Here is a 21198-nt window from a genome sequence, read left to right as displayed (position 1 = left end):
TAAGCGATAGCGTTAGTGTACCGTACTCTGGCGAACTGCCCAATTCTTCAGATAAAAACGTCGATTTTTCTGCGGCTTGATTGACCAACCGGGAGTCACGGCGCCGTGCAGGCGGAAAAAAAGACAAAATGTTATGTTATAACATATCTATTTCGTGTTACCGTTTTTGCCTGGTCACTAACAACTGCAGGGGAAACATGGGAAATACGGCTATGGCTCACCGTCAGCCGCTGCCGGATGTGCAGAGCGGACACGGGGAGATGAGCGATATCGCCCTTGACTGGGTGGGAATGCAGGGCATCGCGCTGCCGCTGGAGGTGGCGGGGCGTCCGCTAAATGCCGAAGTAAGCGTCGGCGTTAACGTCTGCGCCAACCGTGACGGCGCGCGCGGCATTCATATGTCGCGCCTGTATCTGACGCTGGATGCGCTGACGCAGGGGGAACTGACGCCGCGACGCATTATCAACACGCTGGCCGAATGTCTGCAGTCGCAGAGTACGGACAGCGATCGGGTGCAGTTGGAGATCGGCGGGGAACTGCTGCTGTCGCGTCCGGCGCTGATCAGCCCGCAGCGCGGCTGGAAAAGTTACCCGCTGCGCATTACCGCAGCGCTGGAGCTGCTGCCAACGCTGACGCTGCAGGTCGGCGTGCCTTATTCATCCACCTGCCCGGCGTCGGCGGCTCTCAGCCGTCAGGCGGCGCAGCAGCAGTTTCTGGTCGATATCGAGGCGGATGATGAAACGGTCGGCACGCAGCAGGTGGCTGACTGGCTGGGGACGCACGGCATGCCGGCGACGCCGCACAGCCAGCGCAGCTGGGCGTGGGTGACGGTCACCTTGTCCGGCGATGAAAAAGTACTGCCGGTGATTTCGCTGATCGACCGCATCGAGCATGCGCTGGGGACGCCGGTGCAGACGCTGGTCAAGCGTCAGGACGAGCAGGCGTTTGCATTGGCTAACGGCCGCAACCTGATGTTTTGTGAAGATGCCGCGCGCCGGTTGTATGACGCCCTGCGCCGCTCCTGCTGCTACCGCGCCTTCAGCGTGCGGGTGGAGCATCAGGAAAGCCTGCATGCGCATAACGCGGTAGCCCGACTGAGCTGGCGGGAGGACGCTGATGCTGCGTAAAAATCCCAGCGGCCATCTGCCGCAGGTCTCCGCCCAAGCCTATATCGATCCCACTGCGATTATCTGCGGGCGGGTGATTATCGGCGATTACGTGTACGTCGGGCCTTACGCGGTGATTCGCGCCGATGAAGTTAACGCCGACGGCGATATGGCGCCGATTGTGATCGGCGCCCACTCCAATATTCAGGACGGCGTGGTGATCCATTCCAAAAGCGGCGCGGCGGTAACCATCGGCAGCTACAGCTCCATCGCCCACCGTGCCATTGTGCACGGGCCGTGCCGCATCGATGACCGGGTGTTCGTCGGTTTTAACAGCGTGCTGTTCAACTGCCATCTGCGCAGCGGCTGCGTGGTGCGTTATAACGCGGTGGTGGACGGCGTGACGCTGCCGGAGCAGTGCTATATCCCGTCCACCGAACGGGTCGGTGCAGACAGCGATCTGTCGCGCTATGGCCAGGTGGAACCCGACGCGCTGCAATTTTCAGAGGAGGTGGCCGCCACCAATGTCGATCTGGTGCGCGGCTATCAGGCATTACGCAACGAATTTTAGTGAGGCTGCCATGCAACCACTTCCGGTTACGGTGCTTTCCGGCTTTCTTGGAGCCGGCAAGACCACGGTGCTTAACCATATACTGAACAACCGTCAGGGCATGCGCGTGGCGGTGATCGTCAATGATATGAGCGAGGTGAATATCGACGCCGCGCTGCTGGCCAACGAAGTCACCCTCGATCGCCAGCAGGAAAAGCTGGTGGAAATGAGCAACGGCTGTATCTGCTGTACTCTGCGGGAAGATCTGCTGGTGTCGGTACGTGAGCTGGCGCAGGCCGACCGCTTTGACTACCTGCTGATTGAATCCAGCGGTATTTCGGAGCCGCTGCCGGTGGCGGAGACTTTTACCTTTGAGGATCAGGCGGGAGAGAGCCTGTCGCAGTTTGCCCGGCTGGACACGCTGGTCACGGTGGTGGACGGCGTTAATTTCCTTGAGCAGTACCAGCAGGCGGCTAGTCTGCAGGAAATCGGGCAAAGCCTGGGGGAGGATGACCTGCGCAGCGTGGCGGATTTGTTGATTGAACAGATCGAGTTTTGCGACGTGATACTGATCGGTAAAACCGATCTGCTGACGCCGCAGCAGCTGGCGGAGGTCACGGCGCTGCTGGCCAGTCTCAATACCGAGGCGAAGATTATCCCGATCGCGCCGGGCACGCTGCCGCTGGACGAAGTGCTTAACACTCATCGCTTCAGCTTTGAAAAGGCGCAGCGTGCGCCGGGCTGGCTGAAGGAGTTGCGCGGCGAGCATCTGCCGGAAACGGAAAATTACGGCATCAGCAGCTTTGTCTACCGCGCCCGTCGGCCGTTTGCGCCGGACAAATTCTATCGCCTGATTAACGGCGACTGGGCCGGCGGCAACTTGCTGCGTTCGAAAGGTTTTTTCTGGCTGGCGACGCGGCCGCAGCACGCCGGGCAGTGGAGCCAGGCCGGCGGCATTGCCCGCTACGGCGTCGCGGGGTTGTTCTGGCGCGCCATTCCGCAGGATAACTGGCCGCAGGATGAGGAAACGCGGGCGCAGATTCTGGAACGTTGGGTTGAACCGTTTGGCGATATGCGCCAGGAGCTGGTGTTTATCGGTCAGCATCTGCCGCAGGCGGAGATGGTGCGCCGGCTGGATGCGTGTCTGCTGAGCGATGCGGAGATGGCGGCCGGTCTGGCGTATTGGTTGGAGATGGCTGACCCGTTTCCTGCCTGGTAATTGCACAATGTTGTTGTGGAAATGAGAAAAATTCTCAACAAAAAGCTTTACAGCTGATATTGAGAACCATTATCATCACCTCGCAGTTCACGGAAGGCCGCTCCCGCGGTGCTGACGTGAAAGGCACGACATTGCTCACATTGCTTCCAGTATTATTTTCAAGCCAGCTCGGGTGCTGGCTTTTTTTTTGCCTGTCGATCCCCATTTATTCGCGATGTACGCCTAATCCGCCTTGTCCCGGGGCGAGATCCGCGCGCAGCGTCAGCGTCGGGATGTCAAGTCGCCGCCGTTCTGCCGCCGGAACGGCTGGCGCGCGGCAATGCCGCTCTGCAGGTGCGGGAGCCGCCGGTGGCCGTGCCGGGGTTCGAGATGGTGATGCTGTGGCTCGAGCGCAGCCACCGCGATCCGGCACACCGGTGGCTGCGGGCGCATATTATGGCGTTGCTGACCTGGGCCTCAGGCGGACGGCTCTTCACCGGGCTGCAGCGCATGTTTCTTCAGCATGCCGCGCAGCTGATGGTAGGTCAGCCCCAGCAGTTCCGCCGCTTTGCGTTGGTTAAAACGCGCCTGGCGCAACGCCTGCTCCAACAGCCGTTTCTCCTGCTCGCTCTGCCAGCCTTTCAGATCCAGCGGCAGCGCGGGGATGCCGGCGGCCTGCGCTTCCGCGGCCGGTGTATCCGCCGGCGTGCTGCGGGCAAACGGGTTGATCACGATTTGGTCCAGCGCCTGTTCGCTGCTGCCGTGGCGGTATACCGAACGCTCGACCACGTTTTTCAGTTCGCGCACGTTACCGGGCCAGCCGTAGCCGAGCAGCGTCTCACGGGCGCGGGCGGTAAAGCCGGGAAACAGCGGCAGCGCCAGTTCGCGGCACATCTGGATGGCGAAGTGCTCCGCCAGCAGCATGATGTCCTGCTGCCGCTGGCGCAGCGGCGGCAGCTGCACCACGTCAAACGCCAGTCGGTCGAGCAGATCGGCGCGGAATTTGCCGGCCGCCGCCAGCGCCGGCAGATCGTCGTTGGTGGCGCACACCAGGCGCACGTCCACCTGCAGCGGCTGGCTGCCGCCCACGCGCTCAAGGTGGCCGTATTCAATCACCCGCAGCAGCTTCTCCTGCACCAGCATCGGCGCTGTCGCCAGCTCGTCAAGAAACAGCGTACCGCCGTCGGCGCGTTCAAAACGCCCCAGATGGCGCTTCTGCGCACCGGTAAACGCGCCGGCCTCATGGCCGAACAGTTCGGAATCCAGCAGATTTTCATTCAGCGCCGCGCAGTTGAGGGAGATAAACGGCCCCTGCCAGCGGTTGGACAGGTAGTGCAGCCGGTGGGCGATCAGCTCTTTGCCGGTACCGCGTTCGCCAATCACCAGCACCGGTTTGTTCAGGGTTGCCAGCTGCGAGACTTGTTCTAATACTTCTACAAAGGCGTTTGCTTCGCCCATCAGGGGATCGATCTGCTCGCTCATGATGAAATTCGCCAATAGTTGGTGAAAATAATCACTTTACAGCATGGCACGGCAGAGTCAAAAATAAATAGTCCTTTAATATCAGTGAAATAAAAGTTGGCACGCATCTTGATTATATCTTGGCGTCCGCAGTATGACTTAAGACGGCGCTGAAGACGCCACTGACACCAAGAGGAAGTGAATTATGGGTATTTTTTCTCGTTTTGCCGACATTGTGAACGCCAACATCAATACGCTACTGGATAAGGCGGAAGATCCGCAGAAGCTGGTGCGTCTGATGATTCAGGAGATGGAAGACACGTTGGTTGAAGTGCGTTCCACCTCGGCGCGCGCGCTGGCGGAGAAAAAGCAGCTGCTGCGTCGTATCGAGCAGGGTGAGAAGCAGCTCGATGACTGGCAGGAAAAAGCGGAGCTGGCGCTGCGCAAAGATAAAGAAGATCTGGCGCGGGCGGCGCTGATTGAGAAGCAGAAAGTGTCCGATCTGATCGCCACGCTGACCCATGAAGTGGAGACGGTGGAAGAAACCCTGAGCCGGATGAAGAGCGAAATCGGCGAACTGGAAAGCAAGCTGACCGAAACCCGCGCGCGTCAGCAGGCGCTGATGCTGCGTCATCAGGCGGCGTCGTCTTCCCGCGAAGTGCGCCGTCAGTTGGACAGCGGCAAGCTGGATGAAGCGATGGCGCGTTTCGAGCAGTTTGAGCGCCGTATCGACCATATGGAAGCGGAAGCTGAAAGCATCAGCCTGGGTAAAAAGAAAACCCTGGATCAGGAATTCGCCGAACTGAAGGCGGATGACGCCATCAGCGAGCAGCTGGCGGCGCTGAAAGCCAAGATGAACCGCTCAGAGTAACCGTTTTTTGCGGCCGTCCGGCGGCCGCCGTCCGATAACAGAAACCCGGCTTGCCGACGCCGCAGCGCGGCGTCCGGCAGGCGGGAATAACAAGGAGTTGAAATGAGTGCGTTATTGTTAGCCATTCCATTGACGATTTTTGTGCTGTTCGTCGCCCCGATTTGGCTTTGGCTGCATTACAGCAATCGGCAACAGAACGGGATCCAGCTGACGCATCAGGAAATGCAGCGGCTGGCGCAGCTGACGGAAGACGCCAAACGCATGCGCGAACGTATTCAGGCGCTGGAAGAGATTCTGGATGCCGAACATCCGAACTGGAGGCAGTCTTGATGGGCAATTTGCTGGGCAGTAAAAAACTGTATCGCGTGCCTGAAGAGGGTATGGTGAAGGGCGTTTGCGCCGGCCTGGCGCACTACTTTGACGTACCGGTGCGCCTGATCCGCGTGATGGTGGTGCTGTCGATGATCTTCGGCCTGTTTTTCTTTACCGTCGTCGCCTATTTCGCCATGGGCTACCTGCTGGAAGCGGCGCCGGCGAGCCGTTTCGACGGCGAACATCAGCGTACGCCGCGCCAGCTGTTGGATCAGTTGGAGTATGAACTGGGCAGCGGCGAGCGCCAGCTGCGCCAGGTTGAACGCTACGTGACCTCGGATACCTTCGGCGTACAGAGCCGTTTCCGTCAGCTGTAATTGACGGTTGCCGTGCCGGACGCCGCCGTCACCTTTGCCGGAGGGCAGTTATGACCAGAGCAAACCACGCCGCCAACGGCGGCCAATCCGCCACTTTCCAACGAGGAGCTGGTGCAATGTTGAAGAGATTGTCTAAAGTCATCATCATAGCGTTACTCAGTTACGGCCCGGCGGGGGCTACCTCATGGCTGCTGAGAACCGTCAGCCGTAAACCGCTGCGACTGCTGCTGGCGATGGTGCTGGAGCCGATGTTCCGCAAGGGGCTGAATAAGGCATTCGGGCGTTATACCCGCTAAGTCGCTGCTGCCTTGGGCGGTGGCCGACGCAGCCCCGCCGCAGCGCTGAGTGATTTTGGGTATTTATGCCAAGGAGAAGAATGAAACGATTAAAAAATGAATTAACCTCGCTGGTCAACCGCGGTATGGACCGCCATCTGCGTCTGGCGGTGACCGGCCTGAGCCGCAGCGGGAAAACCGCCTTTATCACTGCACTGGTCAATCAACTGCTGCATGTCCACAGCGGCGCGCGGCTGCCGCTGTTTTCGCCGGTGCGCGAAGAGCGCCTGCTGGGGGTAAAACGTATCCCGCAGCGCGATCTCGGCATTCAGCGTTTTACTTATGATGAGGGACTGGCGCAGCTGTACGGTGCGCCGCCGACCTGGCCGACCCCCACCCGCGGCGTCAGCGAAATTCGCCTGGCGCTGCGCTACCGCTCCAATGATTCCCTGCTGCGCCACTTTAAAGAAACCTCGACGCTGTATCTGGAGATCGTCGATTATCCGGGCGAATGGCTGCTCGACCTGCCGATGCTGGAACAGGACTACCTGACCTGGTCGCGTCAGATGACCGGGCTGCTGCAGGGCGATCGTGCCGAATGGGCCAAACCGTGGCTGGCGCTGTGCAACGCGCTGGATCCGCTGGCGGCGGCCGATGAAAATAAACTGGCGGCGATCGCGCAGGCCTACACCGATTATCTGCTGCGCTGTAAGGCCGAAGGGCTGCACTTTATTCAGCCGGGACGCTTTGTGCTGCCGGGCGATATGGCCGGCGCGCCGGCGCTGCAGTTTTTCCCCTGGCCGAACGTCGACGCCGGCAGCGAATCAAAACTGGCGCAGGCCGACAAGCACACCAATATCGGCATGCTGCGCGCCCGCTTCGGTTATTACTGCCAGTCGATCGTAAAAAACTTCTACAAAGAACACTTTGTGCGTTTCGACCGCCAGATTGTGCTGGTGGATTGCCTGCAGCCGCTTAACAGCGGGCCGCAGGCGTTTAACGACATGCGCCTGGCGCTGACCCAACTGATGCAGAGCTTCCACTACGGCAAGCGTACGCTGTACCGCCGCCTGTTTTCGCCCACCATCGACAAACTGATGTTTGCCGCCACCAAAGCCGACCATATTACCGCCGATCAGCACGCCAATCTGGTGTCGCTGCTGCAGCAACTGGTGCAGGAAGCCTGGCAGAATGCGGCATTTGAGGGCATCAGCATGGACTGCGTCGGGCTGGCTTCGGTGCAGGCGACCGAGAGCGGCATGGTGGACCATCAGGGGCAGCGTATTCCGGCGCTGAAAGGCAACCGTCTGTCGGACGGCGCACCGCTGACGGTATTCCCCGGCGAAGTGCCGGCACGCCTGCCGGGGCCGGCGTTCTGGCAGCAGCAGGGGTTCCACTTTGATGAATTTCGTCCGCGCGCCATGAGCGTGGACAGTCCGTTGCCGCATATTCGTCTGGACGCGGTGATGGAGTTTTTGCTGGGAGATAAAGTGCGATGAGCGAGCCGATAAAACCGCGTATCGATTTTGAAGAGCCGCTGCAGCCGCCGCAGGAGCCGACGCTGCGCGCCGGTATGGCCTTTGACGAACAGCAGGCGGATAACTTCTTTCCCGCCGCGCCGGAGCTGGAAAAGGAGGAGGAAGAAGGGCGCGTTGAAGGCATCGTCAATGCGGCGCTGAAGCCGAAGCGCAGCCTGTGGCGTAAAATGGTCACCGCCGGGCTGACGCTGTTCGGCGTCAGCGTGGTGGCGCAGGGCGTGCAGTGGGTGCATCAGGCCTGGCTGCAGCAGGATTGGATCGCGCTCGGCGGCGGCGTTGCCGGTGGCCTGATCGTCGGTGCCGGCGTCGGCTCGGTGGTGGCGGAATGGCGTCGCCTGTATCGCCTGCGCCAGCGCGCCGAAGAGCGTGACGAAGCGCGGGAACTGCTGCACAGCCACGGGCTGGGCAAAGGGCGCGAGTTCTGCGAAAAACTGGCGCGTCAGGCCGGGCTGGATCAGGGGCATCCGGCGCTGCAGCGTTGGCAGGCGTCGCTGCATGAGACCCAGAACGACCGTGAAGTGGTGGCGCTGTACGCGCGCCTGGTGCAGCCGGTGCTGGATAATCAGGCGCGGCGCGAGATCAGCCGTTCTGCGGCCGAGTCGACGCTGATGATCGCCGTCAGCCCGCTGGCGCTGGTGGATATGGCGTTTATCGCCTGGCGCAATATTCGGCTGATCAACCGCATCGCCGCGCTGTACGGCATCGAGCTGGGCTATTTCAGCCGTATTCGCCTGTTCCGGCTGGTGCTGCTGAACATCGCCTTTGCCGGCGCCTCTGAACTGGTGCGCGAGGTCGGGATGGACTGGGTGTCGCAGGATCTGGCGGCGCGTTTGTCCGCCCGAGCCGCGCAGGGTATCGGCGCCGGCCTGTTGACCGCGCGTCTGGGCATTAAGGCGATGGAGCTGTGTCGGCCGCTGCCGTGGCTGGAGGATGATAAGCCCAAGCTGAGCGATTTCCGCGGCCAGTTAGTCGGCCAACTGAAGGACGTGATGAAAAAAGGCGACAAGAAAGCCTGATAATCCCGCCGCCGCACCGTCCGGTGCGGCGCTTTTCCGTGTGGCGTAAGCCAGCGTTGACGAAAGAACATCCTGCTGTAATTTCGTGATAATTATCCAAAAATAATCTCCGAGTCATGATAAATATCTGGCAATAAGCTAAAATGACGCGGATGGTGTTATTCATTTGCGATTAGAATCAATAACCACAATGATAAATCAGCGTTCTGTCAACTTTTGCTGACGGAACGTTTCTTCTGTCCGGGGTGAGAGAGTATGATAAGCGCCACTCATCCCGTGTACGCAAAACCTGCAGATAAGGCCAATACTGATGCGTTTGGAAGTATTTTGCGAAGACCGGATCGGTCTTACCCGAGAATTGCTGGATCTCTTGGTATTACGCAGCATTGATTTACGCGGTATCGAAATCGATCCTATCGGCCGGATTTACCTTAATTTTTCCCAGCTTGATTTTGATACCTTCCGCGCCCTGATGGCGGAAATCCGCCGCATCGCCGGCGTCACCGACGTGCGCACCGTCAGTTTCATGCCTTCCGAGCGCGAACACCGGGCGCTGCGCGCGCTGCTGGAATCCATGCCGGAGCCGGTATTCTCCATTGATATGAAAGGTAAGGTCGAGCTGGCCAACCCGGCGGCGCTGGCGCTGTTTGGCCTGAACGAAGATAAAATCCGCAACCAGACGGCGGGGCAGCTGATTGGCGGCTACAGCTTCAGCCGCTGGCTGGAGAATGAACACGCCGCACCGCACGCTGAGCGGGTGGTGATCCGCAGTCAGGATTTCCTGATGGATATCACGCCGATCCACCTGGAAGATGAAAACCAGCAGCCGGACGTGGTCGGCGCCGTGGTGATGCTGAAATCCACCGCGCGTATGGGGCGGCAGCTGCAGAATCTGTCGGTGAACGATGACACCGAGTTCGATCATATCGTGGCGGTCAGCCCGAAAATGCGCCAGGTGCTGGAACAGGCGCGCAAGCTGGCGATGCTGGATGCACCGCTGCTGATTGTCGGCGATACCGGCACCGGCAAAGATATCCTGGCCCGCGCCTGCCATCTGCGCAGCCCGCGCGGCAAACAGCCTTTCCTGGCGCTCAACTGTGCGGCGCTGCCGGATGACGTGGCGGAAAGCGAGCTGTTCGGCCATGCGGCGGGCGCCTATCCGGGCGCCGGTGCGGCGAAAAAGGGCTTCTTCGAACAGGCCAGCGGCGGTTCGGTGCTGCTGGACGAGATTGGCGAAATGTCGCCGCGGATGCAGACCAAACTGCTGCGTTTCCTGAACGACGGCACCTTCCGCCGCGTTGGCGAAGATCATGAAGTGCACGTGGACGTGCGGGTGATCTGCGCCACGCAGAAAAACCTGATTGAGCTGGTGCAGCGCGGCGAGTTCCGTGAGGATCTTTACTACCGCCTGAACGTGCTGACCATCACGGTGCCGCCGCTGCGCGAGCGCCCGCAGGACATCATGCCGCTGACCGAGCTGTTTGTCGCGCGCTTTGCCGATGAGCAGGGCGTCGCCCGGCCGAAGCTGTCGAGCGATCTGAACAGTTTCCTGAGCAAGTACGGCTGGCCGGGGAACGTACGTCAGCTGAAAAATGCGATTTATCGCGCACTGACCCAGACCGAAGGCTTTGAACTGCGCCCGCAGGATATCGTGCTGCCGGAGTTTGAGGTCGAGATGTCGCTGGGGGATGAGGCGATTGACGGGACGCTGGATGAGATCAGCAAGCGTTTTGAGCGCTCGGTGCTGACCCGGCTGTACCGTACCTATCCCAGCACGCGCAAACTGGCGAAGCGCCTGGGGGTCTCACATACCGCAATTGCCAATAAACTGCGTGACTACGGCCTCAGCAGCCGCAAACCGGCGGAAGACGCTGAGGAATAATGACGAGAAAAAGCCCGGACTGACCGGGCTTTTTTATGCGCGAATTACTTCAGCGCCGCCAGGGCTGCGTCGTAGTTCGGTTCAGAAGTGATTTCTTCCACCAGTTCGCTGTACAGCACGTTGTCTTGCTCATCCAGCACCACCACGGCACGGGCGGTCAGGCCCGCCAGCGGACCGTCGGCAATTTCTACGCCGTAAGTCTGTTTGAACTCGGCGCCGCGCAGGGTGGACAGGGTTACTACATTGCTCAGGCCTTCCGCACCGCAGAAACGGGACTGGGCGAACGGCAGGTCGGCGGAGATGCACAGCACCACGGTGTTATCCAGGCCGCTGGCCAACTGGTTGAATTTACGCACCGAAGTGGCGCAGACGCCGGTGTCGATGCTTGGGAAAATATTCAGCACCTTACGTTTGCCGGCAAAGCTGCCCAGCGCAACGTCTGACAGATCTTTCGCCACCAGGGAGAACGGTTTGCCCTGTTCGCCGGCTTTCGGCAGTTGGCCGGCAACGGCAACGGGGTTACTCTGGAACTTTACGGTCTGAGTCATGACTTGATTCCTTTGACAGGTGTTTATACAAAAGATGTGCACCTAATCGGCGAGCGGCTCACGCCCATTTTAACATTAGGTTCACACCTTGCCGTCAGTCTATGTCAATGCATGCCGCTTGGGTATACAAAATTGGCTAAACAGTTGTATATATTGGCATACCCTTGCGTACAGCGCTGATATTACGCGTACTATTCAACCAGGAGCGGTGATGAGAAGCATGCGTTTTTACCCACAGGCCTGGCCGCTGCGCGCCGCGTTTGTGATTTCACGCGGCAGCCGCAGCGTGGCCAACGTGGTAGTGGTGGAAATCGAACAGCAGGGCGTCTGTGGCGTGGGGGAATGCACGCCGTACCCGCGCTATGGCGAAAGCGAAGACTCGGTGCTGGCTCAGTTGGAGGCGGTCAGGCCGGCCATTGAACGCGGCCTGTCGCGCGACGCGCTGCAGCAGCTGATGCCGGCCGGCGCGGCGCGCAATGCGCTGGACTGCGCCTTATGGGATCTGGCGTGTCGCCAACAGGCGCAAACGCTGTGGCAGCGCGCGGGGGTGAACCCGCCGCCGCAGGTCACGACGGCGCAAACCGTCGGCATCGATACGCCGGAGGCGATGGCCCGGGCCGCGTTGGAGCTTAACCGCCGTGGGGCGACGCTGCTGAAAATCAAGCTGGACGACCGGCTCATCAGCGAGCGGCTGGTGGCGATCCGCGGCGCGGTGCCGGAGGCGACGCTGATCGTCGACGCCAACGAATCCTGGCAGGCTGAAGGTTTGGCGGCGCGCTGCCAGCTGCTGGCGGATTTACAGGTGGCGATGCTGGAGCAGCCGCTGCCGGCCGATAACGATGAGGCATTGGCGAACTTTATCCATCCGCTGCCGATCTGCGCCGATGAAAGCTGCCATACCCGCGCCGATTTGGCCCGGCTTGCCGGCCGTTATCAGATGGTCAATATTAAACTGGATAAAACCGGCGGCCTGACCGAAGCGCTGGCGCTGGCCGAGCAGGCCGTCAGCCAAGGCTTTACGCTGATGCTCGGCTGCATGCTGTGCACCTCGCGGGCGGTGACGGCGGCGCTGCCGCTGGCGCCGGCGGCCCGTTTTATCGATCTGGACGGGCCGACCTGGCTGGCGCAGGATGTTGAGCCGGGGCTGGATTTTGCCTGCGGCGTCATCCGGCTGGGCGACGTATAAGCGCGGGATTACTGCGGGTAGGTCAGCAGCTCAATCATCGCATCCAGATACTGTTCGCTGGCGGCATCGGCGGAGATGGCCGGCAGTTCGGCGGTGATGCACGGCAGCGACAGATCGGCGCACCAGCTGCCGAACGAACCCGGCGTTTCATAGCCGACGCTGCTGACCAGCGGCAGGGCGAATTTGTGCGACAGCCAGACGCCAAGGTGCGAGCTGGCCGGATCTTCAATACACGCCAGCGGTTCATGAAAAGAGACCACCCAGGCCGGCTTCAGCCGGTGGATCAGATGGCAGAGCGCCTGGGTTTCCGGTTCGGAACCCGGCCGGCCGCCGGTTGACAGCTTGACCTCCCGCGTTGGCGCGGCGCTGTTCCAGCGGTAGACCGTATCGCCGGAACGCCAGTTGGCCGAGGGGAAGTTGCGGTTCAAATCCACACCGTTGGCGTTGGCGCGCAATCCTAACTGGCAGCCGTCCGGGTTGACCGCCAGCACCACATGGTGGCGCCGCGCGGCGGGAGACAGGCTGCGCAATGCGCAGGACAGGGTGACGACGGCGGCATTTTCATCACCGTGCGTGCCGGCGATGATCAGCCCGGCGTCCGGGCCACGTGCTACGGCGGGGAAATAAAGCAGCGGTGCGCCTAATAACGATTTTCCGTAACTTTCTCCAGCCACGGCCAGCTGGCCGCGTTCGCTACGCGGTCGTTGTTGAGTCATGGTGTCGCCCTGTATCGCCAGTGGGTGAAAATGCATTGTTATTTTATTCAGTGTATTACGCTTTTGTGTGACTTTCCCACAACATTGTTGCTCTGCGTCTTATCTGAGCGATCAGCGGCGGCGTGGCGTAATGTTCGCTGCCGATACGGCTGCCGCTTGTTATACTAAGCAGACAGCCAAGCCGATAATCAGCAAGGAGATTTAACATGCCAGTCGCCAGAATAGTCGCCAGTTATACGGAACACGAGCAGGACACGCTCACGCTGTTGTGCGGCGTGGATGATGAGAATCAAATCCGCCAGGGGGAGTGGTTCGGCGTGGTGAAAAATGATGATGGGCGCGGAGATGAATCCAACTACCCGTTTACCCTGCATGTGGACTACCAGAAAAACAGTTTCTACCTCGATTACGGTTATGACGACGTTAACGACCGCCAGCTGCAAACCACCGATATTCAGCTAAAACCGCTGGAAGAGAACGCTCAGTTCACCATCTTTGATGAAGAAGAGGGTGAAGAGTTTACCTACCGCATCCGCACCGTTCATCTCTACGATTAAGCCTTCAGGCCGTGCCGCCGGCCAGCGTCCGGCGGTGCAAAGCGCGGCCGTTATCGCATTTTCACACCGCCGGCGTTGTTTTTCCCGCAGGGCCGCCGCCGCCATGATGCGCCGCGGCGCTTTTGGGTATATGATAAAAAATTCAGATGGTTAACGCGGGATAATAACGATGGCGAGAAAAAAAATTCAACGGGGTTTCCGTTTGGCAGGCTGTGCAGTGGCCGTCTGCCTGAGCTTTGGTGTCAGTGCGGCGCAGGTGCCGGCCGGTACGGCCCTGGCCGATAAGCAGGAAATCGTGCGCCATATTAAAGATGAGCCCGCGTCGCTCGATCCGATTAAAGCGGTTGGCCTGCCGGAGGCGCAGGTAGCGCGCGATCTGTTTGAAGGGTTGGTGAATCAGGATGCGCAGGGCAATATTATCCCCGGCGTCGCCAGCCGTTGGCAGACGTCGGATAACCAGACCTTCCTCTTTACCCTGCGCAAAGACGCACGCTGGTCAAACGGTGACCCTGTCACGGCGAACGATTTCGTCTACAGCTGGCAGCGGCTGGTGGACCCGAAAAGCCTGTCGCCTTTTGCCTGGTTTGCCCAGCTGGCGGGGATCCAGAACGCCGAGGCGATCATCGCCGGTAAGCTGCCTGCCGAAAAGCTGGGGGTGACGGCGGTGGACGCCCATACCCTGAAGGTACAGCTGAATAAGCCGGTGCCGTACTTTGTCAGCCTGACCGCCAACTTCAGCCTGTTCCCGGCGCCGAAAGCGGTGGTGGAGAAATACGGCAGCGACTGGACCAAGGTAGGCAACCTGGTCGGCAACGGCGCCTTTAAACTGCAGCAGCGGGTGGTGAATGAGAAGCTGGTGCTGGTGCCGAATGAACACTATTGGGATCATAAACACACCGTGCTGACCAAGGTGACGTTTGTGCCGATCAATCAGGAATCCAACGCCACCAAACGCTATCTGGCGGGGGATATCGATATCACCGAATCCTTCCCGAAAAATATGTACCGCAAACTGCTGAAGGATATTCCGGATCAGGTCTATACCCCCGATCAGTTGGGCACCTATTACTATGCGTTTAACACCCAGCGCGCGCCAACCAACGATGTGCGGGTGCGTAAGGCGCTGTCTTACGCCATCGATCGCAAGATTATCGCTGAAAAAGTGCTGGGCACCGGTGAAAAGCCGGCATACCACTTTACGCCGGACGTGACCGCCGGCTTCAAAGCCAAAGATAGCCTGCTGCAGCAGCAGTCGCAGGCGGAGCTGGATGCGCAGGCCAAGGCGCTGATCCAGTCTGCCGGCTATGGCCCGGATAACCCGCTGAAATTGACGCTGCTGTATAACACCTCGGAAAGCCATCAGAAGATCGCCATTGCCGTGGCCTCGATGTGGAAGAAAAAGCTGGGGGTGAATGTTAAGCTGCAGAATCAGGAGTGGAAAACCTATATCGACAGCCGTAATACCGGCAACTTCGACGTGATCCGCGCCTCCTGGGTGGGGGATTACAATGAGGCGTCCACCTTCCTGTCGCTGCTGGGTTCTTCGCATGCCGGCAATATCGCCAAGTTCCGCAACGCAGACTATGACCGCGTGCTGGCGGAAGCCAGCCGGCGCACCAGCCCGGCGGCGCTGAACGCCGACTACAACAAGGCGGAGCAGATCCTGGCCGATCAGGCGCCGATCGCGCCGATTTATCAGTACACCAATGGCCGCCTGATCAAACCCTGGGTAAAAGGTTATCCGATTACCAACCCGGAAGACGTGGCCTATAGCCAGACGATGTATATCGTCAAGCATTGACGGGTGTTGTTTCCTCAACAAAGCGGCCGGTGCGTGGTTACGCGCCGGCCGTTTCTTGTCGGAGGCTAAATAGATGCCGTAAGCCAGGAGGCAATATCCTGGGTCTGAATCGCATTTTGCGCATTGTAGGTGTCGCGCATTGGCCACCACATGCCGTCACCCCGGGCAAACGCGGCGCGATAGCGCAGCATCTGGTCATCCGGGCGTAAACGCAGGGCCTCCAGCAGCGCCGGCAGGGTGAGCACGTTTTTGGTAAAGCGCCGTTGCGTAACGTGTTCAATCGTTGAGGCCAGTTGCCGGTATGATGTTGTTTCCCCCGCGACAAAGATGACGTCGTTGACGATCCGCGGCTGATGTAAATAGATGGCGCTGGTCAGTCGGCCGATATCGGCCGGCGAGGTGACGGTGACCTGAGTGTCCCATCCTCCCAGCGCGTTGATGGTGTTGGCCGATAAATTGACGACGTCGAATGCCGGTTCGAAGAGGAAGCTGGTGAATATGCCGGTTGAAATAATCACCCACTCCGTGGTGCTCTGCGCCCGTAATAGCGTCCGGACATCATACTGTTCATCCCAGACGGGCTGGCCGCTTCCTTTACCGACCACATCGTAATTAACGCCGAATTGCCAGGGGAAGTATCGCCGCACCCCGGCATGCAACACCGCGCGCGTGATCTTGAGCTGCGTACCGGCCCCGGCAACGAACCCCATACAGTTAATAACGGTATCAAACGGCTTAAATATCCTGCTTAACTGTTCAGCCGAACAGGCGGCCAGGTCTACGCCGATAAAGGTTGCGCCGGCATCAGCATGTTTTTGATGCGTTGCCGACTGCAGTTTACCGTGTTTATCGCGGGAAGCGGGCGAAACAATGACGGAAACAGCCCCGTTGCGCTGTGTGACCGCCGGCAGCAGCGCATCCAGTACCGCATCTCCCAGTTGTCCCGCTCCCAGCACCAATACTCGTTTATCTGCGTTCACGTCATGTTGTTGCATTTTGCACCTCACTGCTGGTGTTGATGGAATGTGGGGCAAGTTTACGGTGGAGAGCTACATTCGATAAGTCAGCGGGTGTAGGTTAGACTGTTCGTTAATATGGGATAATCAGGGTGCGCATTCAGGGGGAGAAGGTGGATAGACTGGAATCAATGCGGGTATATGCGCATGTCGTTGAGACACAGAGTTTTGCCAAGGCGGCGGAAGTGCTGGGGATGCCGCGCTCAACGGTATCCCGGGTGATTAAGGAACTGGAAGCTTACCTTGGGCTGCAGTTGTTACAGCGAACCACACGCAAGCTCAGCGTGACGTCCGACGGAGAGGGATACTACACGGAATGTAAAAGGCTGCTTGCTGATATTGCCGCCATGGAGTCCTCATTCCCCGGTAAATCTGGCCAACCCAAAGGGCGCTTTAAAGTCGGTATGCCGCAATCCCTGGCCCGGCACTGCATCATCCCCAAAATTCAGACGTTCTTGCAGCATTATCCCGAGCTGGAGCTAATGCTTTGCTCAAGCGATCATGTGGAGGACCTCATACGGGAGGGCTACGACTGTGCGATCCGGGCGGGCAGAATTGAGGACTCCACCACGCTGGTGGCCCGTCCGCTGGCGAATTTTAAATGGGTGGTGCTGGCAGCACCACAATACCTTGATACCTATGGCGAACCGAAGTGTCTGGACGATCTGAACGGCCATCGCGCGGTGGGATACCTTAACCACCGGACCGGGCGCACGACAGAGTGGTTTTTTGCGCATGATACCGCCGTGCGGGCGATCCGTATGCCGGAAACGCTGGTGGTAGACGATACGGATGCCTACATACAGGCCGGCGTACAGGGGCTGGGGTTAATTCGCGTGGCCAGCTATCTGGCTACTCCCTATTTGCGTAGCGGAGCGCTTATTGCGTGCCTGCACGACGACGCTTTTGATTTACCCTTATCCTTGGTGTATCCGCAGAACAGATACCTTCCTCCCGCAGTGCGCGCTTTTTACGCATGGAGTCAGGGAGTGCTGAGTTCAGCGAACGATTGTTGCATGGCGGAAACAGAAAACCCGCTGAAATAGCGGGTTTTTTTGTTCTCACACGGTCCTCAGCTGACGGCGTTAAAGAACTTCTCTCAGGGTATCAACGACAACGCGGCCAGCCATGTCGGTCTGAGTCACACGGTAGGAGGTTGGGTAGGAACGGCGGGTACTCAGGTGGTCATACACGGAAACCTTGCCGATGGGGTTTCCGCCGGCGTCCTTAACGATAAATTCGCTAATCTCTTCCTGACCTTGGTGACGCAGCTGGATGTGATTAACCTTCTCCAGCGTATGGCTTTCATCTATTTTTAAATGGTCTCTTAACATAACTACACTACCTCCTCGTAGGTAGACGCAAGTATATGCCGATGAAAATTGAGGTAAACCTACTTTTGTTTATTTTTTATTGTTGTTTGGAATTAAAAAAGATGTGGAAATGTTAATGAATCATAAAGGGCAATAATTACCCGCTGAGGTGCGGCTTTTTTGCCCGCTTTTGACACCGCTGCTTACCGGCTTCTTCTTTGATTTAAAAAGCATAAAGACTAAACTTTGCGCTAATGAATAAAAATAAGAGGGTGGCAAATGGACGTCATTGACGGCAGCCAGCTACAAATTGCCGATGCGGTGTATGCGTTTCGGCTGGATGGCAAGGGCGGCGTAACGCCGATTGGCCCGCAGGATAGCATCACCAGTCAGCAGCCTTGCTGGCTGCATCTGGATTATGCTCATCCGGCAAGTTTGCAATGGCTGAGCGAAACGCCGCTGCTGCCGGATTCTGTACGCGATGCGCTGGCCGGCGACAGCTCCCGGCCGCGGGTGACGCGGCAGGGGGACGGCACGATGATTACGCTGCGCGGCATCAACTTTAATGTTAATTCCCGTCCTGACCAGCTGGTGACTTTTCGCGTGTTTATCACCGATAAGATGATTGTCTCCACGCGTCACCGTAAAGTGTATTCCATTGATGAGGTGGTCAACGAACTGCAAAACGGCGTGGGGCCGACCGACTGTGGCAACTGGCTGGTGGAAATCAGCGATGCGCTGACCGACCATGCCAGCGAGTTTATCGAGGAGTTGCACGATAAAATTATCGATCTGGAAGATGCGCTGCTGGATCAGCAGGTCCCCGAACGCGGCCAGTTGGCGCTGATTCGCAAGCAGCTGATTGTGTTGCGCCGCTATATGGCGCCGCAGCGGGATGTCTTTTCTCGCCTGGCCAGCGACCGCCTGAGCTGGATGAGCGATGACGACCGCCGGCGTATGCAGGATATTGCCGACCGACTGGGGCGCGGTCTGGACGATCTGGACGGCAGCATCGCGCGTACGGCGATACTCGCCGATGAAATCACCACCGTGATGGCGGATGCCATGAACCGGCGTACCTACACGATGTCGCTGCTGGCGATGGTGTTTCTGCCAGCCACCTTCCTGACGGGGCTGTTCGGCGTCAACCTGGGCGGTATTCCCGGCGGTGACAAACCCTTCGGCTTTGCGCTGTTTTGCCTGCTTTTGGTGGCGTTGGGAGCGGGCGTAGCCTGGTGGCTGAAACGTCGCCGCTGGCTGTAGTCATCGGAGAAGAAAATACGGCAAAACCTGATTAAAGTTGCGCGAAATCAACATTTGCCGTCGGAGAATGCGGCATTATTCTTCCCGCAGGTGAATGCAACGTCAAGCGATGGGCGTTGCGCTCCATAATTGTCTTACTTTCTTATTTTTAGAATTACTGCATAGCAAATTTGATTCACACGATGCCGGTGTTATCACCGGCATTTTTTTCGTCTTTTTTCCGCGCGGTCAGGCTGCTGTTGACCACGATACCTAACTAGGCCGCCGCTTCATCCCAGAAGCTGGCTTCAATTTTATGCCCGTCCAGATCGCGGACAAAACAGCCGTAATATTGCTCGCCGTAGTGCGGCCTGGAGCCTGGAGCGCCCTCATCCGTTGCGCCGGCCTGCAGCGCCTGACGATAGAATTCATCAACCTGCTGTTTGCTGGTGGCGAAAAAACCGATATGGACGCCGTTGCCGATGCTGGCGAGTTTGCCGTCGAGCGGGGTTTGCAGCCAGAATTCGGGGTAGTCGCGGCCATAACCGATGGCGCCATGGTGCTCCAGCACGCGGCGACAGCCCAAGGCGGACAGTACCCGATCGTAAAAATCCGCCGCCTGGTCGAAATGGTTGGTTCCGATGGAGACGTGGGACAGACAAGGGGTGATATTCATCGGTAAGTAAACTCCATATTACTGTATGAAAAAACAGTATAGAGCAAAGCCGATGACGACAGGCGGTTTTTTAGCGTCAAATGTGAGCGGGATCGTAAAGCTCGGCGGGGGAAAACGCCATCCGCCGCAGGGTGGATGGCGTGTAGACTTACTTGATTTCCAATACGTTCAGCCGTTCAGGTGCGGCGACGATCTCGTCAGCCTCTGCGGCTTGCCAGCCGGCCGGCTGCAGCGGCAGCTCTTCGCGATCGAACGCCAGATCGCCGCCGTTTACCACTTCGTCGCCGTGCTGAATGCCTTTGAAGTCAAACAGTTCGGTATCACACAGGTGCGAAGGCACCACGTTTTGCATTGCGCTGAACATGGTTTCAATACGGCCGGGGTAGCGTTTATCCCAGTCGCGCAGCATATCGCCGATCACCTGGCGCTGCAGGTTCGGCTGTGAACCGCACAGGTTGCAGGGAATGATCGGGAAGGCTTTCGCCTGGGCAAAGCGCTCGATATCTTTCTCACGGCAGTAGGCCAGCGGACGGATCACCACGTGTTTGCCGTCGTCGCTCATCAGCTTGGGCGGCATGCCTTTCATCTTGCCGCCGTAGAACATATTGAGGAACAGCGTCTGCAGAATATCGTCGCGGTGGTGGCCCAGCGCGATTTTGGTGGCACCCAGTTCGCTGGCGGTGCGGTAGAGAATGCCGCGGCGCAGGCGCGAGCACAGTGAGCAGGTGGTTTTGCCTTCTGGAATTTTCTCTTTAACGATGCCGTAGGTATTTTCTTCTACGATCTGATAGTCCACTCCCAGTCCGTCCAGATAGGCCGGCAGGATGTGTTCCGGGAAGCCCGGCTGCTTTTGGTCCAGGTTGACCGCTATCAGCGAGAAGTTAACCGGCGCGCTCTGCTGCAGGTTGCGCAGAATTTCCAACATGGTGTAGCTGTCTTTGCCGCCGGACAGACACACCATGATGCGGTCGCCTTCCTCAATCATATTGAAATCGGCGATGGCCTCGCCTACGTTGCGGCGCAGGCGCTTTTGCAGCTTATTGAGGTTGTACTGTTCTTTCTGGCTCACTGTTTGTTTTTCTGACATTTAAATCGTGCTCGTTCTCATTGGGGTGCACTATGGACATGGCGCCGTTAGCGGCCAGTTTACCATTCAACGGGCGGATAGGAAAAATCCATCCGCGCCCACGGTGCTACATGCAGTGGCATCCTGACCGCAGCGCGATCAACACGGCTCACGGCATAGGTGCAGTTTGGCGAGTATGGTACGGATTACGGCGACGAATGCCAGCACGTTTTACTGCGGCATCCCATCGCGCCCCGATCGAGAATAGCGCATAGTGAGGTGCCTGCTTTCCTTTTGCCATTCGTGGCATGAATACAAACCGCAGACGCTGTTTTTCGCTACGTCCATATTCGCGATGGTGAAAAATAATCACCACTTTACGGTGCAGGCCGGTGCCTCTATTGCTGGCGCGAGTAGGGTAACGATCCGCTGGCGTCCTCTGCCTGGAAAGTGTACTGATAAAAAAAGGCCGGAACTACCGGCCTTTATCC

23 protein-coding genes and 2 pseudogenes are annotated in these 21198 nt (G+C 58.6%); 17 read left to right on the top strand and 8 right to left on the bottom strand.

The features are described from left to right. Nucleotides 1–197: 197 nt before the first annotated feature. From folE2 to HF675_RS23820, 4 genes and pseudogenes are all read left to right on the top strand, one after another. Entirely contained in the window at nt 198–1127 is a 930-nt protein-coding gene (folE2, locus tag HF675_RS12820) for a GTP cyclohydrolase FolE2 (RefSeq protein WP_111737145.1), read from the top strand. Further along, nucleotides 1117–1677 (top strand): carbonate dehydratase, encoded by a 561-nt coding sequence (locus tag HF675_RS12815; RefSeq protein ID WP_187043139.1) that lies wholly within the window; start codon nt 1117–1119, stop codon nt 1675–1677. Before folE2 ends, HF675_RS12815 begins: the two co-directional genes overlap by 11 nt. Nucleotides 1678–1687: 10 nt before the next feature. Then, nucleotides 1688–2875, top strand: coding sequence for a zinc metallochaperone GTPase ZigA (gene zigA, locus HF675_RS12810; RefSeq protein ID WP_187043138.1), 1188 nt, complete (start codon nt 1688–1690; stop codon nt 2873–2875). 285 nt (nt 2876–3160) lie between these two features. Then, nucleotides 3161–3322 (top strand): annotated as a pseudogene (locus HF675_RS23820) (LysR family transcriptional regulator); the annotation flags it as partial. A gap of 9 nt (nt 3323–3331) precedes the next feature. Here the strand turns inward: HF675_RS23820 and pspF are convergent. Then, the gene (gene pspF / locus HF675_RS12805; protein WP_111737143.1) at nt 3332–4336 is read right to left on the bottom strand and encodes a phage shock protein operon transcriptional activator; all 1005 of its coding nucleotides are present in this window, start codon (nt 4334–4336) and stop codon (nt 3332–3334) included. 184 nt (nt 4337–4520) lie between these two features. Here pspF and pspA point away from each other — a divergent pair, with 184 nt between their 5' ends. The 7 genes from pspA (at nt 4521) to tyrR (ending at nt 10586) form a co-directional block, all read left to right on the top strand. Next, nucleotides 4521–5186 (top strand): phage shock protein PspA, encoded by a 666-nt coding sequence (gene pspA, locus HF675_RS12800; protein ID WP_105231045.1) that lies wholly within the window; start codon nt 4521–4523, stop codon nt 5184–5186. Nucleotides 5187–5288: 102 nt separating this feature from the next. Further along, nucleotides 5289–5516 (top strand): envelope stress response membrane protein PspB, encoded by a 228-nt coding sequence (pspB, locus tag HF675_RS12795; RefSeq protein ID WP_160031181.1) that lies wholly within the window; start codon nt 5289–5291, stop codon nt 5514–5516. Continuing rightward, nucleotides 5516–5875 carry an envelope stress response membrane protein PspC gene (pspC, locus tag HF675_RS12790; RefSeq protein ID WP_105231047.1) on the top strand — a complete coding sequence of 120 codons (360 nt, stop codon included), beginning with the start codon at nt 5516–5518 and terminating at the stop codon, nt 5873–5875. The genes pspB and pspC overlap by 1 nt, the downstream gene beginning before the upstream one ends. A 50-nt stretch (nt 5876–5925) precedes the next feature. Next, entirely contained in the window at nt 5926–6171 is a 246-nt protein-coding gene (gene pspD / locus HF675_RS12785; protein WP_105231048.1) for a phage shock protein PspD, read from the top strand. Between the two features lie 80 nt (nt 6172–6251). Next, entirely contained in the window at nt 6252–7649 is a 1398-nt protein-coding gene (locus HF675_RS12780) for a YcjX family protein (protein ID WP_111737141.1), read from the top strand. After that, a complete protein-coding gene (locus HF675_RS12775) occupies nt 7646–8704 on the top strand; it encodes a YcjF family protein (protein WP_105231050.1) in 1059 nt (352 codons plus the stop codon). Before HF675_RS12780 ends, HF675_RS12775 begins: the two co-directional genes overlap by 4 nt. Nucleotides 8705–9014: 310 nt before the next feature. Then, nucleotides 9015–10586 (top strand): transcriptional regulator TyrR, encoded by a 1572-nt coding sequence (gene tyrR / locus HF675_RS12770; protein WP_105231051.1) that lies wholly within the window; start codon nt 9015–9017, stop codon nt 10584–10586. 44 nt (nt 10587–10630) lie between these two features. Here the strand turns inward: tyrR and tpx are convergent, their stop codons facing one another. After that, entirely contained in the window at nt 10631–11134 is a 504-nt protein-coding gene (tpx, locus tag HF675_RS12765) for a thiol peroxidase (RefSeq protein ID WP_187043137.1), read from the bottom strand. Between the two features lie 211 nt (nt 11135–11345). Here tpx and ycjG point away from each other — a divergent pair, with 211 nt between their 5' ends. Next, nucleotides 11346–12320 carry an L-Ala-D/L-Glu epimerase gene (gene ycjG / locus HF675_RS12760; protein WP_105231053.1) on the top strand — a complete coding sequence of 325 codons (975 nt, stop codon included), beginning with the start codon at nt 11346–11348 and terminating at the stop codon, nt 12318–12320. An 8-nt stretch (nt 12321–12328) separates the two neighbouring features. Here ycjG and mpaA read toward each other — a convergent pair whose 3' ends face one another. Beyond that, the gene (mpaA, locus tag HF675_RS12755) at nt 12329–13036 is read right to left on the bottom strand and encodes a murein tripeptide amidase MpaA (RefSeq protein ID WP_105233322.1); all 708 of its coding nucleotides are present in this window, start codon (nt 13034–13036) and stop codon (nt 12329–12331) included. Between the two features lie 206 nt (nt 13037–13242). On the opposite strand from mpaA, the gene HF675_RS12750 reads away from it, so the two are divergent. Further along, the gene (locus HF675_RS12750; RefSeq protein ID WP_105231054.1) at nt 13243–13593 is read left to right on the top strand and encodes a hypothetical protein; all 351 of its coding nucleotides are present in this window, start codon (nt 13243–13245) and stop codon (nt 13591–13593) included. 169 nt (nt 13594–13762) lie between these two features. After that, complete coding sequence (locus HF675_RS12745) at nt 13763–15394, top strand: ABC transporter substrate-binding protein (RefSeq protein WP_255427280.1); 1632 nt, start codon at nt 13763–13765, stop codon at nt 15392–15394. Nucleotides 15395–15459: 65 nt separating this feature from the next. Here the strand turns inward: HF675_RS12745 and HF675_RS12740 are convergent, their stop codons facing one another. Next, nucleotides 15460–16389: an aromatic alcohol reductase gene (locus tag HF675_RS12740; RefSeq protein ID WP_187043136.1), complete on the bottom strand. Its 930-nt coding sequence runs from the start codon at nt 16387–16389 to the stop codon at nt 15460–15462. A gap of 134 nt (nt 16390–16523) precedes the next feature. Between HF675_RS12740 and HF675_RS12735 the strand changes: the two genes are divergently transcribed. Next, nucleotides 16524–17456, top strand: coding sequence for a LysR family transcriptional regulator (locus HF675_RS12735; protein ID WP_111737138.1), 933 nt, complete (start codon nt 16524–16526; stop codon nt 17454–17456). 39 nt (nt 17457–17495) lie between these two features. Here HF675_RS12735 and HF675_RS12730 read toward each other — a convergent pair whose 3' ends face one another. Next, nucleotides 17496–17744, bottom strand: a complete 249-nt coding sequence (locus HF675_RS12730; RefSeq protein WP_105231057.1) for a hypothetical protein — start codon at nt 17742–17744, stop codon at nt 17496–17498. 258 nt (nt 17745–18002) lie between these two features. On the opposite strand from HF675_RS12730, the gene zntB reads away from it, so the two are divergent. Further along, nucleotides 18003–18986: a zinc transporter ZntB gene (gene zntB / locus HF675_RS12725; RefSeq protein WP_105231058.1), complete on the top strand. Its 984-nt coding sequence runs from the start codon at nt 18003–18005 to the stop codon at nt 18984–18986. Between the two features lie 94 nt (nt 18987–19080). Continuing rightward, nucleotides 19081–19242: a hypothetical protein gene (locus HF675_RS12720; RefSeq protein WP_172606280.1), complete on the top strand. Its 162-nt coding sequence runs from the start codon at nt 19081–19083 to the stop codon at nt 19240–19242. On the opposite strand, the gene HF675_RS12715 is transcribed toward HF675_RS12720, so the two are convergent. From HF675_RS12715 to HF675_RS23815, 3 genes and pseudogenes are all read right to left on the bottom strand, one after another. Continuing rightward, nucleotides 19243–19641, bottom strand: a complete 399-nt coding sequence (locus tag HF675_RS12715) for a VOC family protein (RefSeq protein WP_105231059.1) — start codon at nt 19639–19641, stop codon at nt 19243–19245. A gap of 148 nt (nt 19642–19789) precedes the next feature. Beyond that, the gene (ttcA, locus tag HF675_RS12710; protein WP_105231060.1) at nt 19790–20728 is read right to left on the bottom strand and encodes a tRNA 2-thiocytidine(32) synthetase TtcA; all 939 of its coding nucleotides are present in this window, start codon (nt 20726–20728) and stop codon (nt 19790–19792) included. A 163-nt stretch (nt 20729–20891) separates the two neighbouring features. After that, a pseudogene (locus tag HF675_RS23815) lies at nt 20892–21101 on the bottom strand (site-specific integrase); the annotation flags it as partial. Nucleotides 21102–21198: the final 97 nt, after the last annotated feature.

Source organism: Serratia sp. JUb9 (genome assembly GCF_014298095.1).
In the GTDB taxonomy this organism is placed as follows: Bacteria; Pseudomonadota; Gammaproteobacteria; order Enterobacterales; family Enterobacteriaceae; genus Serratia_B; species Serratia_B rhizosphaerae.
Note: the sequence above shows the minus strand (reverse complement) of the source record. Positions and strands in the feature narration are given on the sequence as shown.